Annotated in this window: 11 protein-coding genes, 1 tRNA gene and 1 pseudogene; 7 read left to right on the top strand and 6 right to left on the bottom strand. The window is 66.4% G+C overall.

Annotated features, from left to right (window positions below; genetic code table 11):
• Window position 1: 1 nt before the first annotated feature.
• Complete coding sequence (locus tag ACE3QW_RS08145) at window positions 2–379, bottom strand: ArsR/SmtB family transcription factor (protein ID WP_374251130.1); 378 nt, start codon at window positions 377–379, stop codon at window positions 2–4.
• Between the two features lie 149 nt (window positions 380–528).
• Here ACE3QW_RS08145 and ACE3QW_RS08140 point away from each other — a divergent pair, with 149 nt between their 5' ends.
• A complete protein-coding gene (locus ACE3QW_RS08140; protein WP_374251129.1) occupies window positions 529–1137 on the top strand; it encodes a TIGR00730 family Rossman fold protein in 609 nt (202 codons plus the stop codon).
• A 609-nt stretch (window positions 1138–1746) separates the two neighbouring features.
• Complete coding sequence (locus ACE3QW_RS08135; RefSeq protein WP_374251127.1) at window positions 1747–2541, top strand: hypothetical protein; 795 nt, start codon at window positions 1747–1749, stop codon at window positions 2539–2541.
• Window positions 2542–2739: 198 nt separating this feature from the next.
• Here ACE3QW_RS08135 and ACE3QW_RS08130 read toward each other — a convergent pair whose 3' ends face one another.
• Complete coding sequence (locus tag ACE3QW_RS08130; RefSeq protein WP_374251125.1) at window positions 2740–4050, bottom strand: glycosyltransferase family 4 protein; 1311 nt, start codon at window positions 4048–4050, stop codon at window positions 2740–2742.
• A 395-nt stretch (window positions 4051–4445) separates the two neighbouring features.
• On the opposite strand from ACE3QW_RS08130, the gene ACE3QW_RS08125 reads away from it, so the two are divergent.
• The 5 genes and pseudogenes from ACE3QW_RS08125 to ACE3QW_RS08105 all read left to right on the top strand — a co-directional run bounded on the left by ACE3QW_RS08125 (window position 4446) and on the right by ACE3QW_RS08105 (window position 10687).
• Window positions 4446–5354, top strand: a complete 909-nt coding sequence (locus ACE3QW_RS08125; protein WP_374251124.1) for a LysR family transcriptional regulator — start codon at window positions 4446–4448, stop codon at window positions 5352–5354.
• 146 nt (window positions 5355–5500) lie between these two features.
• Window positions 5501–6388: pseudogene (locus tag ACE3QW_RS08120) on the top strand (NAD(P)-dependent oxidoreductase); the annotation flags it as partial.
• Complete coding sequence (locus ACE3QW_RS08115) at window positions 6388–7926, top strand: aldehyde dehydrogenase family protein (RefSeq protein WP_374251123.1); 1539 nt, start codon at window positions 6388–6390, stop codon at window positions 7924–7926. The pseudogene ACE3QW_RS08120 and the gene ACE3QW_RS08115, both read left to right, overlap by 1 nt.
• 151 nt (window positions 7927–8077) lie before the next feature.
• A complete protein-coding gene (locus tag ACE3QW_RS08110; RefSeq protein WP_374251122.1) occupies window positions 8078–9445 on the top strand; it encodes a DUF3100 domain-containing protein in 1368 nt (455 codons plus the stop codon).
• Window positions 9446–9526: 81 nt separating this feature from the next.
• On the top strand, window positions 9527–10687 hold the full coding sequence (locus tag ACE3QW_RS08105; protein ID WP_374251255.1) for a M20 aminoacylase family protein: 1161 nt from the start codon (window positions 9527–9529) through the stop codon (window positions 10685–10687).
• Window positions 10688–10946: 259 nt separating this feature from the next.
• Here ACE3QW_RS08105 and ACE3QW_RS08100 read toward each other — a convergent pair.
• From ACE3QW_RS08100 to mgtE, 4 genes are all read right to left on the bottom strand, one after another.
• Window positions 10947–11023, bottom strand: a tRNA-Arg gene (locus ACE3QW_RS08100).
• 73 nt (window positions 11024–11096) lie between these two features.
• On the bottom strand, window positions 11097–11402 hold the full coding sequence (locus tag ACE3QW_RS08095) for an ETC complex I subunit (RefSeq protein ID WP_024279281.1): 306 nt from the start codon (window positions 11400–11402) through the stop codon (window positions 11097–11099).
• A gap of 114 nt (window positions 11403–11516) precedes the next feature.
• Window positions 11517–11771 carry a hypothetical protein gene (locus ACE3QW_RS08090; RefSeq protein WP_024279282.1) on the bottom strand — a complete coding sequence of 85 codons (255 nt, stop codon included), beginning with the start codon at window positions 11769–11771 and terminating at the stop codon, window positions 11517–11519.
• Window positions 11772–11889: 118 nt separating this feature from the next.
• Window positions 11890–13320, bottom strand: coding sequence for a magnesium transporter (gene mgtE, locus ACE3QW_RS08085; protein ID WP_374251121.1), 1431 nt, complete (start codon window positions 13318–13320; stop codon window positions 11890–11892).
• Window positions 13321–13464: the final 144 nt, after the last annotated feature.

The raw sequence follows: 13464 nt of genomic DNA, 5'->3' as shown, positions 1-13464 counted from the left end.
CCTAACTTTGGTCCGGTGCGCCGGGTGCACAGCAGCCCGACGGACGGCGGAGCGCCTTGAACAGCGCATCGATCTCTTCAGCCAGCGCATCGAGCGCCGCCGTGTCGAGGCAGTAGCTGGATCGCTGTCCCTCGGTGCGGCCGCGGATCAGCCCGGCATCGAGGAGAACCTTCAGATGTTGCGAGACGGTGGACTGCGCAAGGGGCAGCGCCTTCACGATCTCGCCGCACACGCACCGCTCCTGCCCCGCCAAAGTCTCCAGCATGGCGAGCCGTGCCGGATGGGCGAGCGCGCGGAGTCTTGCCGCGAGATCGGCCCTTGCGGTGCCGGTTTCATCGGCAGCGGCGGGGTCCGGGGTTGGGAAGGCGGGCACATTCATCGTTTATCGACGATAGACGATGAATGACCATCGAACAAGCTCTTTGCCCCCGCCCGCGTCACGCCGCCGTCGCGGGTGCGCACTATTCGCGCTCTATTCGCCCTCGGGCGGCCTGCCCTACCGGCCGCCAAGTTTGGTAAAGTGCGCGCATGGCCAGAATCGACAGCGTATGTGTGTATTGCGGCTCCGCCACCGGCGGCGATCCGGTGTTTGCCGAAGAAGCCCGGCGTTTCGGGCGCATCCTTGCCGCCGAGGGCGTGCGCCTCGTCTATGGCGGCGGCGGCATCGGGCTGATGGGCGAAGTGGCGAGCGCGGTGGCGCTGGCCGGCGGCGCCGTCACCGGCATCATCCCCCGCTTCCTCATGACCCGCGAGCGCGCTTTCGCCCACGAGGCGGAGATGATCGTCGTGGAGGACATGCACGAGCGTAAGCGGCTGATGTTCGAGCGGGCGGATGCCTTCGTGGCCCTGCCCGGCGGCGTCGGCACACTGGAGGAACTGGTGGAGCAGCTCACCTGGGCCCAGCTCGGCCGGCACAAGAAGCCGATCCTGATCCTCAACACGGCGGGCTTCTGGGATCCGTTCGTGACGCTGGTGGATCACATGCGCGGCGCCGGCTTCATCCGCTCGGACACGCCGGTGGAGATGCTCACGGCCGACCGCGCCGAGGACATCCTCCCCCGCCTGCGCGCCGCTGCCGGGAAGGTGCCCGAGCGCGCGCTTCACGCGACAGACGGCACCATCGCCGGCCGCATGTAAGCTCCAGTCGGTCCCGCTGCGCGGTCAGCCGTTGGGCTGATCCAGCGCGGCGATGGCGACCATGACCACGGAGCCGATCAGCATGATTGCGACGACGGTCTGCATCTCTTGAGCCCTTGCTGCACTGCGGCAGAAAGAGCGTAGCCTCAGAAGAATAATTGTTGCACCGCACAACGTGCAGGGCACGGATGTGCCACACGCAAGGCAGCGGTAGCATGGGCGGCGAACCGGGCCACCTCGGCGGCCGGGCCTCGTTCACGGCTTTCGACCGCCGCGCGCGACCGCGCCACGCCGTCCTTGAAGAGGTCAGGCAAGAGGCTGTCGCCCAGAGGTATCGTGGCGCCGCTGTGAGACTCGAGCAGCAAGCCGGAATTGTGCGGCTCAACACCATCGATGTTCAGCTTGAAAATCGGCGCCTGGACCAGTGTTGGCGCGAAACGGAACGCTGAGCGTCTTGATCCGCAGCAAGGGATCGACGACGGTACTGTTGTAAAAATGGACCGACCATCGGGAACGAGGGGTCTATAAACCTGCCAAGAGTGTTCAGGTCTGCTACGAATCCACCGTGGAAGTCGCGGGCTCCCTAACGGCCAGCCGAAAGGACCGATCATGAAGCGAATTCACGGCGTGTTGCCTGGCGTCTTCGCCGCCGCAGCGCTGGCCGCTGCGATCGCCTGTCCCCCCACGGCACAGGCGCAATCCAAACCGATGGTCAATTTGACCGATCCCTGCCCGATCAAGGCTGAGAACTGGCGCGGCCGGGCCTTCTACGAAATTCTGTTCATGTTCCGGCAGCCCGACGGTGGCGGGATCGGCAACTATTTCAACTCGCTCGGCAACGCGCTTCCCGAGCCCAACGACGCGATGGACGTGCGCTTCCGCGCTCTGGATGCGGAGACCCTCAGGAAGGATTACGGGGGCGACGGGGTCTTCTTCAATGGCCCGCGGCGTCTGGTGGCGAACACTGTAACCGGGATGTCCTGGGAAGGCTGCAAGCAGAGAGTGATCGCCGGGATTCCCTTGAACCTGGACGGCGTGTTCGAAGTCCCGAGCTTGGAAAAGTTCGTTTCCGGATCCCTGCCGCCCTACAGGCCGATGGTCTCGAAACGGACCAGCTCCATGATCTTCAATGCGGGCCAAACGGTGTACGAGCTGATCACGCCCGAGGGCGCCGTCTACACCATGTTCAGTCTGTCCCTGAAGATCGACCCCAAGAACACCATCGAAAACCTGCCCACCCTGGGCGAGCGACTGACCTTGCCGACCGGATGGCAGTTCAGATCACGCAAGCTGGACAACGAGATGGTTCTGACGGCCACCGCCGACTCCAACCCACCCAATACCGTCGTTCTCGACCAGCTTGAGGGCAACTACCAGTACAACGCTGGCGCCAGCGCCAAATAGTAGCCTGTTCGCCACCCAGCGAAGGCGGCCGGCCGGAATCCGCCAGCGGTATTCCGCCGCTCACCCGGCCGAGCAGGCCAAATCCACCCGCCAGAACGAACGTGACGCCGGATAAAAATTGGGAGCAACGTCAACAGTAACAGTGGCGGTGGATAATTTAAAAAACTTCACCTTGAATTCATCATCAGACACAATAATTTAAGAGAGAAGATATGACTTCAGGGCGGCCGCATGGTGGCCCCAAGTGCGCTCTTCATCCATGATCCACTGAGCTCCACGGGCTCCAATTCGCTTTCGGGATTCACTATCGGTAAACAACATCTCTAGGGCAGCGACAATTTCCTCTACACTGCTTTCTCCCCAACCTTCTGTGCCGACTGAGTTCGACGCGACGGGAGCCTGAGCGCTCAGAGCGACACAATTTTTGTTGCCAACCAAGTCACGGGCGCCCGTGTTATTGGCGAGTATCACCGGAATCCCACAAGCCATCGCTTCCTTCGCGGGGAGATTTGTGGCGGCCTCGCATCGCGATACCTGTACTGCGCAGTCCATTTCGCGTAAAATTGATGGGATCAATGGGTTGGGTGTCGGTGGCAATTCTAGAAACTGGCTCTCATCGACCCCGTTCTCAATAACCCATCGCTTCACATCCAGCACGCCTCTGGCATCCATTCGAAGCGGGGCTTTCAGCTTACCCTGAAAGCCCACAGAGCCCTTTGGCCAGGGGGAATGCCAGGCAGCGACCAGAACGGCCTCTTTGTGGCGTGCCGCAAATTCGCGGAATGCCAACAATACCAGATCGTGTCCTTTTCGAAACTCGATCTTTCCACCAGAGAAGACGTAAAATTTACTTGGGTCGAGAACTCCGGACTTGGGTCCCGGGAAAAACTGTGAGCTATCTATCCCCTCATAGATCATCGTCACTGGCTTTCCACTCGTCGCCCTTAAAATATCTGCACTCCAGTTCGAAGCACACAGCACATCGTCGTGGCTAGCTAACAGCTGACGAGCGTTGTCTACACGCGTATCCTCCAACACGCACCGAGCGATTGTTCGCCGTCCTTTGAAGTGAGGCGCCGCCGCCGCGCCGAACCGATTGCCGAACCCATTCACGACGATGATGTCCTTTGCGGCGGCGCCGGTCTTGTCCGCGATTAAGCCGGCTAGAAAGGTATTGGATTTAATCACGGCGGGACCCATTGCGAACATGCGCAAAGGATCCATGGCCTGAACATCGGCCGGTCCGATTGGGCGGCCCATCAATGGTTGCACATCTGGATCGACCGCCCAGCGTTGAAAAATATTCAGACCAAGCAGTCCCCATCCAAAATAATTATTAGCCTGCCAATTCAGCATAATTTTCTTGTGCATGGATTTCTCCAAACCAAAGAAGAATTTATCGCACGAAATTAAGATGGCTTCCCTTACGAAACAGGTGTTCTTCCGCGCGTAACCTTTAAGGGCATCTTGGCGGGTATGTATTGAGGTTTCAACCGGAAACTCGCGCATAGGCTGTGGAGTGCATCGCTGCCTGCCGCCGACACCGGCAGGATGTCGCCAGCCTGCATGCCAGCAATCGGGCAGATGCCGACGGCAGCTCCTGGCGCTCTCCGATCGTTCACAAAAGTGCTGATTTTTGCAGCACTCACGCCCCTCCTGATGCGCATCGGATCCGCCTGCGTCTCGACCAACGACCACGACCTGACCCGACACCGCACGGTGCTGCAGGTGGCCGTGCGAGTGCATCTTCGAGGAGAAAGTCAGCGGCGCGGTCCGCGCGCTGAACGGACCGCCAAAGGCAGAACGGCAGCAAGGGCGCGGGGAACGGGTGTCCACGTGACACGGTCCCGCGTGCGATCATCATTCAATTCGTTTTAAGCGTCTGCATGCCTCACTGTGCGACGATGCAGGATAGGGCCCTCAGATATCTCCTTGCCGTCATCCGCGCCGGCTCGGTCCGGGCCGCTGCGGAGACCCTGAACGTTGCCGCCTCGGCGGTGAGCCGGCAGATCATCGATCTGGAGGCCGAGGTAGGCCAGCCGCTGATCGAGCGTCTGCCGCGTGGCGTCGTGCCGACGGAGGCCGGCCGAATCGTCGCCGAACATGCCCAGCGCGAGGCCGACGAACGCCTGTTGCTGGAGGACCGGCTGAGCCGCCTTCGGGGCGTGCAGCAGGGCACCGTGCGCATCTGGTGCGGCGGCGGCTTCGTCGCCGACCTGATGGAGCATGGTCTCGCCAGCTTTTCCGAGCATTATGGCGGCGTTGGATACAAGATCACCCTCGGCACCACGGATGGCATCCTCGCGGCCATCGCGCAGGGCGATGCGGATATCGGCATGGCCTACAATCCGCAGGCCCACCCGGATGTGCGCAGCGTGGTCACGGCCCGCCAGCCGCTGTTCGCCATCGTGCCGCCGGACCATCCGCTGAAGTCCGGCGGTGTGCCGGTGCCCCTGCGCACCTTCGCCGCCGAGCCGGTGGCGCTGTTTCCGCCCGACCACGGCCTGCGCCAGATGATCGGCCGGGTGGAGGCGAACGAAGGCTTCCATCTCGGCGGACGGCTGGAGACCGCCTCCTTCGACCTGCACCGCCGGTTCATCGCGCAGGGGCTGGGCGTGGGGTTCCTGCCTCACTTCGTGGTGGCAGACGAGGTGGCATCCGGCGCCATGCGCGCCATCGCGCTGCGTGATGCCCTCCTGTCCGAAGCCCGCAGCCACCTGCTGCTGCGCGCCGGCCGCCGCCTGCCGGAAGCCTCCCGGCGGCTGCTCAACCATCTCGCCCAGCACATGCACGCTTTCCAGAACGTGCCGTAGAGGCGGGATCGCGGGCAAGGGCGGGCCCTCGCAATCTCGGCGGAACGCACGACCGGACGAGCGTTGCCTTTTTCCGCACGTAGAGTGCGAAAAGTCATTCTTGTGGCAACGATCCGTCGCGAGGATGCTCGTGGAAATTAACCACGGACATTCTCATGACCATCGAGACAATCGGCGTCATCGGCCTCGGCAACATGGGCTTCGGCATGGCCGCGACCCTTGCCGGCAAGGGCTTCAGGGTGAGCGCCACCGACATCAGCGATGCGCGCGCGCAGGCGGCCGCTGACGCCGGCATCCGCTTCACCACCCTCGCCGATCTGCTGGCCACCAGCGACGCCATCGTCTGCTCCCTCCCTCTGGCGCGCGACGTGGAAGCCGTGGTGACAACGCCCGGCGGACTTCTTGACCGGCGCGACCGCAAGGTCGTGGTCATCGACACCTCCACCTCCGATCCCGGCACCAGCCGCCGCCTCGCCGAGCGCCTCGCCACCGTCGGCCACGGCCTGCTCGATGCCCCGGTGAGCGGCGGTCCGTCCGGTGCCGCGCAGGGCACGCTGACCATGATGGTGGGCGGTTCCGAGGCGGACTTCGCTCTCGCGCTTCCGGTGCTCTCCGCCATGTCCGCCAAGGCAATCCACGTCGGCCCTTCGGGCGCCGGCAACATCGCCAAGCTCGTCAACAACCTGCTGGTGGCTGCCCATCTCGTGACCATGGGCGAGGCGATGCGGCTCGCCGAGGGTGCCGGCCTCTCCGCGCAGGAAGCTATCGCCGTGGTGAACACCGCCAGCGGCCGCAGTGCCGTCAGCGAGGTGATGTTCCCGCGCTGGATCCTCACCAACAGCTTCGACAGCGGCTTCTCCGCCGGGCTGATGCGCAAGGACGTGCGCCTCGCCCTGGAGCTGGCTTCCGAAAGCGCCGTGGACCTGCCGCTCTGCGCCCATGCCGGCGACATCTGGGGCGCCACCCGCGACACCATTCCCGACACGGCCGACTTCACCCGCATGGCCGACTACCGCACGAAGGACGCCGTCTGATGCTCGACACTCCCCACTCTCCGGCGGCCCCGCGCGTCGCTGCACTTCTCGGCGGCTTCCTGCCTGACGGGCGCATTGGCAGCGTTGTCGCCGGCGAGGTTATGCCCGGCACCGGCGCCGCGCTCGATCTCACCAATCCCGCCGACGGCCGCGTCATCGCCAGCTATGCCGATGCCGGTCAAAGCGTCGTCGACGCCGCCATGGATGCCGCCCGCGCCGGGCAGGCGGCGTGGTGGAAGATGACCGCCGCCGCGCGCGGCCGTGCCATGTGGGAGATCGCCCGCCTGGTGCGCCAGAACGCCGAGGCGCTGGCGGAGCTGGAGACCCTCTCCGCCGGCAAGCCCATCCGCGACACCCGCGGCGAGGTCGCCAAGGTGGCGGAGATGTTCGAGTATTATGCGGGCTGGTGCGACAAGCTCCACGGCGAGGTGATCCCGGTTCCCACCTCCCACCTCAACTACACCCGGCACGAGCCCATCGGCACCGTGGTGCAGATCACGCCCTGGAACGCGCCCATATTCACTGCCGGCTGGCAGATCGCGCCCGCCATCTGCGCCGGAAACGCGGTGGTGCTGAAGCCGTCCGAGCTGACCCCCCTGACCTCGCTCGCCCTCGGCATGCTGTGCGCCCGCGCAGAAGGCGTGCCGGCAGGCCTCGTCAGCGTGCTCGCCGGCAACGGCCCCACCACCGGTGCTGCGGCCGTGGCCCATGGCCAGACCGGCCTCGTGGTGTTCGTCGGCTCGGCGGAAGCCGGGTCGCGCATTGCCGCCGAGGCGGCCCGCAACATCGTGCCGAGCGTGCTGGAGCTGGGTGGCAAGTCCGCCAACATCGTGTTCGCGGACGCTGACATCTCCCGCGCCCTTCTCGGTGCACAGGCTGCCATCTTCGGCGGCGCCGGGCAGAGCTGTGTCGCCGGCTCGCGCCTGCTGGTGCAGCGCGCCCTCCATGGCGAGTTCGTCGCCCGCCTCTCCGAGGCCGCGCGCCGCATTCCCACCGGCCTGCCCACCGATCCGGCGACCCAGATCGGCCCCATCAACAACCGGCGCCAACTGGACAAGATCTCCGGCATGGTGGATGCGGCGGTGGCGGCGGGTGGCCAGCTCGCGGCCGGCGGCGCCTGCCCCGATGCCCTGCGCGAGACCGGCGGCTTCTTCTATGCCCCCACCATCGTGGACGGGGTGACGCCGGCCGCCGACATCGCCCGCGAGGAGGTGTTCGGCCCGGTGCTGGCGGTGCTGCCCTTCGATACGGAAGAAGAGGCCATCGCCATCGCCAATGCGACCCCCTACGGCCTGGCCGGCGCGGTGTGGACGCAGGATGTGGGCCGCGCCCACCGGGTGGCCGCCGAGGTGCGGGCCGGCACCTTCTGGGTCAATGGCTACAAGACCATCAACGTGGCCTCGCCCTTCGGCGGCTTCGGCCGCTCCGGCTTCGGCCGCTCGTCCGGCCGCGAGGCGCTGATGGCCTACACCCAGACCAAGAGCGTGTGGGTGGAAACCGCGCGCACGCCCGGCGTCGCCTTCGGCTACGTGGGCTGACGCCCGCCCGACGTCCCGGTGCCCTCACCGACACCATGCCACGGCGGCCCCTGCCGCCATGGCCCGCGAGATCCAAGAAGATCATCCAAAAGAACATCCAAGAAAAACACCGACCTTTCCAGACACGGCCGCGCAGGCACAGGGGATCACCATGAGCAAGGGCTTAGGACTACAGGACAACGGATTTGCGCCCGCGGATGCAGGGCACGAAGGGCTGGGCATCGCAGGGCCGGTGCGCCTGTTCCTGTTCGCGCTCGCGGCGGTGGTCATCGCCGAGACCATCGGCAACGTCACCATTCCCCTCGGCTCCAACAAGATCGTGCTGCTGCCGCTGCTGTGGGCGCTGCTGTGCGGCGCCGCCCTGGGCCTTGCCGCCCCCCGCATGCCAGGTGTGCTGAAGATGTCGGTCAGCGAGCAGCGGCTCGCCTCCGCCTTCCTGCAGCCGACGCTGCTCATCTTCATCGCCAAGCTCGGCCTTCTGGTGGGCGGCTCGGTGCCGAAGATCCTGTCGGCCGGCTGGTCGCTGGTGTTCCAGGAGTTCGGCCACTTCTTCGGCACCATGGTGTTCGGCCTGCCGGTGGCGCTGCTGCTCGGCATCAAGCGCGAAGCCATCGGCGCCACCTTCTCTGTGGGGCGCGAGCCGAGCCTCGCCATCATCGGCGAGCGCTTCGGCATGGATAGCCCGGAGGGACGCGGCGTGCTGGCGGAATACATCACCGGCACCGTGTTCGGCGCGGTGTTCATCGCCATCCTCGCGAGCTTCATCGCCAGCCTGAACATCTTCAACCCGCTGGCGCTGGCCATGGGCGCGGGGGTCGGCTCCGGCAGCATGATGGCCGCCGCCTCCGGCGCCATCGCCGCGCAGCAGACGCCGGAGATGGCGAAGGACGTGGCCACCTTCGCGGCGGCCAGCAACCTCATCACCACCACCATCGGCACCTATTTCACCCTGTTCCTCTCGCTGCCCTTCACGCTCTGGGCCTACAGCAAGCTGGAGCCCATCCTCGGCCGCAGCCGCAAAGCCGCCATCCCCGCCGATGCCGCTCCGGTCGAGGCGCCGCACGCGGAGATGAAGCTCAGCGTCCTCGCCATCATCACCGGCTGGGTGCTGATCGGCGCCTATGGCCTCATCGGCAACGCCATCACCTACAAGACCCCGGTGGACGGCAACGTGGTGGCAGGCATGGCCATCATCCTCGGCGTGGTGATGGCGGGCTACGGCCTCTACGGGGTCACCGGCCGTCGCCTGCCGGCGGTCGTGTGGGTCTCGGCCATCGGCATGGCGCTGACCTATCCGGGCGGGCCGGTCGCGGTCGATGTGGCGGCGCTCACGGGCAAGATCAACTTCCTCGCCCTCGCAACCCCCATCCTCGCCTTCGCGGGCCTGTCCATCGCCAAGGACGTTCCGACCTTCCGCCGCCTCGGCTGGCGCATCGTGGTGGTGTCGCTGATGGCCAATGCCGGCACCTTCCTCGGTGCGGCGCTCATCGCGCAGTTCTTCATGCACCCGCCGGTCTGATCCGCCGCGCATCCCGATCACCGGCAAGGCCCGTGCATGAGCACGGGCCTTGTCGCCATATCCCCCCACCCCGAGCACACCATGACCACCCATGTCCCCCCGGACCTCGCAGCCCGCCTCGTCGCCCTCAGGCATGACCTGCATGCCTTTCCCGAACTCGCGTTCGAGGAGACCCGCACCGCAGACGTGGTGGCGCGCGAGCTGGCAGCCCTCGGCCTCAAGGTGACCACCGGCCTCGCCGGCACCGGGGTGGTGGGCACGCTCCATCGCGGCGGCGGCCCGGCCATCGGCCTTCGGGCGGACATGGACGCGCTGCCGATCCTCGAGGCGAGCGGCGTGGCTTATGCCTCGCGCACGCCCGGCACCATGCATGCCTGCGGCCATGACGGGCATGTGGCCATGCTGCTCGGCGCGGCGCATCTGCTGGCGGCGGATCGGGATTTCACCGGCACGGTACATTTCATCTTCCAGCCGGCCGAAGAATGCGCAGGCGGTGGGCGGCGGATGGTCGAGGACGGCCTGTTCACCGCCTTTCCCTGCAAGAGCGTGTGGGGCCTGCACAATTGGCCGGGGCTGCCGCTCGGCACGCTGGCGACGCGGCCCGGCCCCATCATGGCCTCCATGGACACGTTCGAGATCCGTGTCCGCGGCGCGGGCACCCATGCCGCCATGCCGCATCTCGGCATCGATCCGTGCACGGCGGCGGCTGAAATTGTTCTCGCGCTTCAAACCATCGTCAGCCGCCGCCTCTCTCCCCTCGCCCCGGCGGTGGTGAGCGTGACGCAGATGCACGGCGGCGACGCCTGGAACGTCGTCCCCGATCTTGTCACCCTGCGTGGCACGGTGCGCTGCCTCGGGGAGATGGAGCGCCGGACCATCGCCGACCTCATGGCCCGCATGGTGCCGGGCATCGCCGCGAGCCACGGCGCACAGGCGGAGCTGGACTATTTTGAAGGCTATCCGGCCACCGTGAACTGGGCCGATGCGGTGCCCGTGGCACTGGCGGCCGGGGCTCATGTGCCTGCCATCACGCGCAGGGTGGGCGACGTGGAACCGTCCATGGCGGCGGAGGACTTCGCCTACATGCTTCAGGCGTGTCCCGGCGCCTATGTCTGGCTCGGTGTGGATGGCGCGCGCCCCTCGAAGCCGCTGCACAATCCCGCCTACGATTTCAACGACGACGCGCTCGCCATCGGCCCGGCCTATTGGGCGGCGCTGGCGCGGCAGGCGCTCGGAGCCTGAGCCGGCAGGCGCGCCGATGAAGAGATCGCCGGCAATGTCACCCGTTCCGGTCTCGACCGCCGTCACCTTGCCCGACGCGCGCCTCAGCCAGCGGATGTCCACGCCGAAGCGGAACGTGACGCACAGCCAAGTGCGCCTCGCCGAACAGGCCATGGCGTCGGCCTACGGAATGGGGGGAACGAGAAAGTGTCCAACCCGCACCCGAGGCTAGACACCTTAGCCACTAAAAATTTGGATTATAAGGAGAAAAATATGAGCATGGCGACCCCGGCAGGGCTCGAACCTGCGACCTAGTGCTTAGAAGGCACTTGCTCTATCCAGCTGAGCTACGGGGCCTCGATCCGCCTTTTACGGCGGGCGGCCGCACAGCGGAAGCGCCTTTCCCGGTGGGGATCGGGACGCTGCCGGCTCAGTGGGTCCACTGGCCGGTGCGATTGAAGGCGAAGTTGTCGGAATAGGCCATGCGGCGGCGCCCGGCCTCATGCGGCTCGTACACGCGGTACGGGATGCCCCGCTTCTCGCAGTAGGCCACCGCTTCTTCCTTCGTCTCGAAGGACAGGTGGATCTGGCTGCGCATGTCGGCCGAGGAGGTGTAGCCCATCAGGGGCTCCACGCGGCGCGCATGCTCCGGCTCGTAATCGAGCACCCAGTGCTTGGTCTTCGCCACGCCGGACTGCATGGCGTTGCGCGACGGCTTGTAGATGCGAGCGACCATGGTTCGAACCCGTCAGAATGCCGGACAGCCCCTGCCGGGCAGCCCGTTTCGTCTATAGTGAAGCCGCGCGGGCGAGGCAACCGAACACGGCGCCGCGCCCGGTTCCGAGATGCCTCAGCGCAGGACCAGACAGTCGGCGGCCGCCTGAGCCGATTGGGCGGCGGTGAGGTGGCTCACCTTGCCGGAGAGCACCAGCGAGCGGGTCTGCTCGGTGACGACCGCACGCCCATCGGCGCCCTTCACCAGCAGGGGCGCGCTGGCCACGTAGATCGCGCGGGCATCGTTGGAAAGCTTGGCCGCGCAGCGTTCGGCGGCGGCCTTGTCCGCAAGAGCGGGAGCCGTCGAGAGGAGCCCTGCGGCCACTGCCATCGCCGCCAACTTCTGCGCCGTCTTCCGCATCCTGCTCACCCTTCACCGCTTCCCGCCGACGCCCCGCGTCGGGCGCACCCTTGTTGAGGAGATCGCAGGCGAATGCAAGCCGGGCCGATCAAGTGGCGAACCACCATGTGGCGAGGCCCAGGAAGGCGAAGAATCCCACCGTGTCCGTCACCATGGTGACGAACACCCCCGAGGCCACCGCTGGATCCAGCTTGAGCTTCGAGATGACGATGGGAATGAGGATGCCGAACAGGCCGGCGGCGACCATGTTCAGGATCAGCGCCGAGGAGATCACCACGCCGAGATGGACGTTGGCGAACCAGAAGCCGGCGATGAGGGCGAGCAGGCACGCGAGCGTCGTGCCGTTCACCAGCCCCACCAGCACCTCGCGCAACACGATGCGCCGGGCATTGTGGCTGGACAATTCCTTCGTGGCGAGGGCGCGCACCGCCACCGTCATGGTCTGGGTACCGGCATTGCCGCCCATGGAGGCGACGATGGGCATGAGGATGGCGAGCGCCACCATCTTCTCGATGGTGCCCTCGAACAGGCTGATGATGGAGGCCGAGACGAAGGCGGTGCCCAGATTCACCACCAGCCAGGGCAGCCGGCTACGGGCGGTGAAGGCCACCGTGTCCGACAATTCCTCGTCGCTGCGCACGCCGCCGAGGGCGCGCAGGTCCTCGTCCGCCTCTTCCTGGATCACGTCCACCACGTCGTCGATGGTCATGACGCCCACGAGCCGCCCGGCATCGTCCACGACAGGGGCGGAGACGAGGTTGTAGCGCTCGAACATGCGCGCCACGTCCTCCTGGTCCTCGGACGCCTTCACCACCTTGGCCTGCTCGGCCTTCACCGCGCTCATCAGAACCGGGCGGCGGGTGCGCAGCAGCCGGTCGAGGGGAACGGAGCCGACAAGCCGATAGGCGGGGTCGACGATGAACACCTCATAGAAGGTGTCCGGCAGGTCGGCGGTCTCACGCATGTAGTCGATGGTGCGGCCGACGGTCCAGAACGGCGGGACGGCGATGAACTCCGTCTGCATGCGCCGGCCGGCGCTTTCTTCCGGATAGTCGAGGGAGCGCTGCAGGGCGACTCGTTCCGGCGCCGGAAGGTGCTCCAGAACCGCCGCCATCTCATCCTCGTCGAGATCTTCGAGGATGTAGACCGCATCGTCCGAATCAAGGTCGCGCATTCCGCGGGCGACGGTGAGCGGCGAGAGGCTGCGCAGGATGGAGAGGCGGACGGTCTCGTCCAGCTCGGTCAGGGCGGTGAAATCGAAGGCCGGCCCCAGCATCTCGATGAGCCGGCGCCGCTCGTCGGCGTCCAGCTCCTCGATGAGGTCGCCCATATCGGCTTCGTGCAGATCGCTCGCGAGCGCCTTCAGCGCGTCCACGTCGCGGGCGGAGATGGCCTCCTCGACCCGACTGCGGAAGGCGTCCGAGAGATTGCCCTCCTCGTCGCGCACCGTGAGAGGCGCGAGCGCGGCACCGGCCGGGTCGGCAGCCTCGGCGGCGGCCGGATCAGCATCGTCGCGCATGGGCTCCTCCCGGTGGGTCAGGCGGGATGGGCGCCCGCCTCCGGCGCGGAAGCAGGGCACGGGGTCTGGGGATGGCTGGGGGCCGGCCGCTTCGCGCGACGACGAAGGGGCAGGTCCCTCCCGCTGCGTCTAGTGATCCCTGCG

It is taken from the genome of Xanthobacter sp. (assembly GCF_041911315.1).
GTDB classification, from domain to species: Bacteria; Pseudomonadota; Alphaproteobacteria; order Rhizobiales; family Xanthobacteraceae; genus Xanthobacter; species Xanthobacter aminoxidans.
This window is presented reverse-complemented; position numbering and strand designations above follow the sequence as displayed.

What these genes read in the sequence shown, in the direction of transcription:
- ACE3QW_RS08130 (WP_374251125.1), bottom strand. Translation starts at nt 4,050, where the DNA reads ATGCGCGAGTTTCCGGTTGAAACCTCAATACATACCCGCCAAGATGCC.
- ACE3QW_RS08105 (WP_374251255.1), top strand. Translation starts at nt 9,527, where the DNA reads ATGACCACCCATGTCCCCCCGGACCTCGCAGCCCGCCTCGTCGCCCTC.
- mgtE (WP_374251121.1), bottom strand. Translation starts at nt 13,320, where the DNA reads ATGCGCGACGATGCTGATCCGGCCGCCGCCGAGGCTGCCGACCCGGCC.
- ACE3QW_RS08110 (WP_374251122.1), top strand. Translation starts at nt 8,078, where the DNA reads ATGAGCAAGGGCTTAGGACTACAGGACAACGGATTTGCGCCCGCGGAT.
- ACE3QW_RS08095 (WP_024279281.1), bottom strand. Translation starts at nt 11,402, where the DNA reads ATGGTCGCTCGCATCTACAAGCCGTCGCGCAACGCCATGCAGTCCGGC.
- ACE3QW_RS08145 (WP_374251130.1), bottom strand. Translation starts at nt 379, where the DNA reads ATGAATGTGCCCGCCTTCCCAACCCCGGACCCCGCCGCTGCCGATGAA.
- ACE3QW_RS08135 (WP_374251127.1), top strand. Translation starts at nt 1,747, where the DNA reads ATGAAGCGAATTCACGGCGTGTTGCCTGGCGTCTTCGCCGCCGCAGCG.
- ACE3QW_RS08090 (WP_024279282.1), bottom strand. Translation starts at nt 11,771, where the DNA reads ATGGCAGTGGCCGCAGGGCTCCTCTCGACGGCTCCCGCTCTTGCGGAC.
- ACE3QW_RS08115 (WP_374251123.1), top strand. Translation starts at nt 6,388, where the DNA reads ATGCTCGACACTCCCCACTCTCCGGCGGCCCCGCGCGTCGCTGCACTT.
- ACE3QW_RS08125 (WP_374251124.1), top strand. Translation starts at nt 4,446, where the DNA reads ATGCAGGATAGGGCCCTCAGATATCTCCTTGCCGTCATCCGCGCCGGC.
- ACE3QW_RS08140 (WP_374251129.1), top strand. Translation starts at nt 529, where the DNA reads ATGGCCAGAATCGACAGCGTATGTGTGTATTGCGGCTCCGCCACCGGC.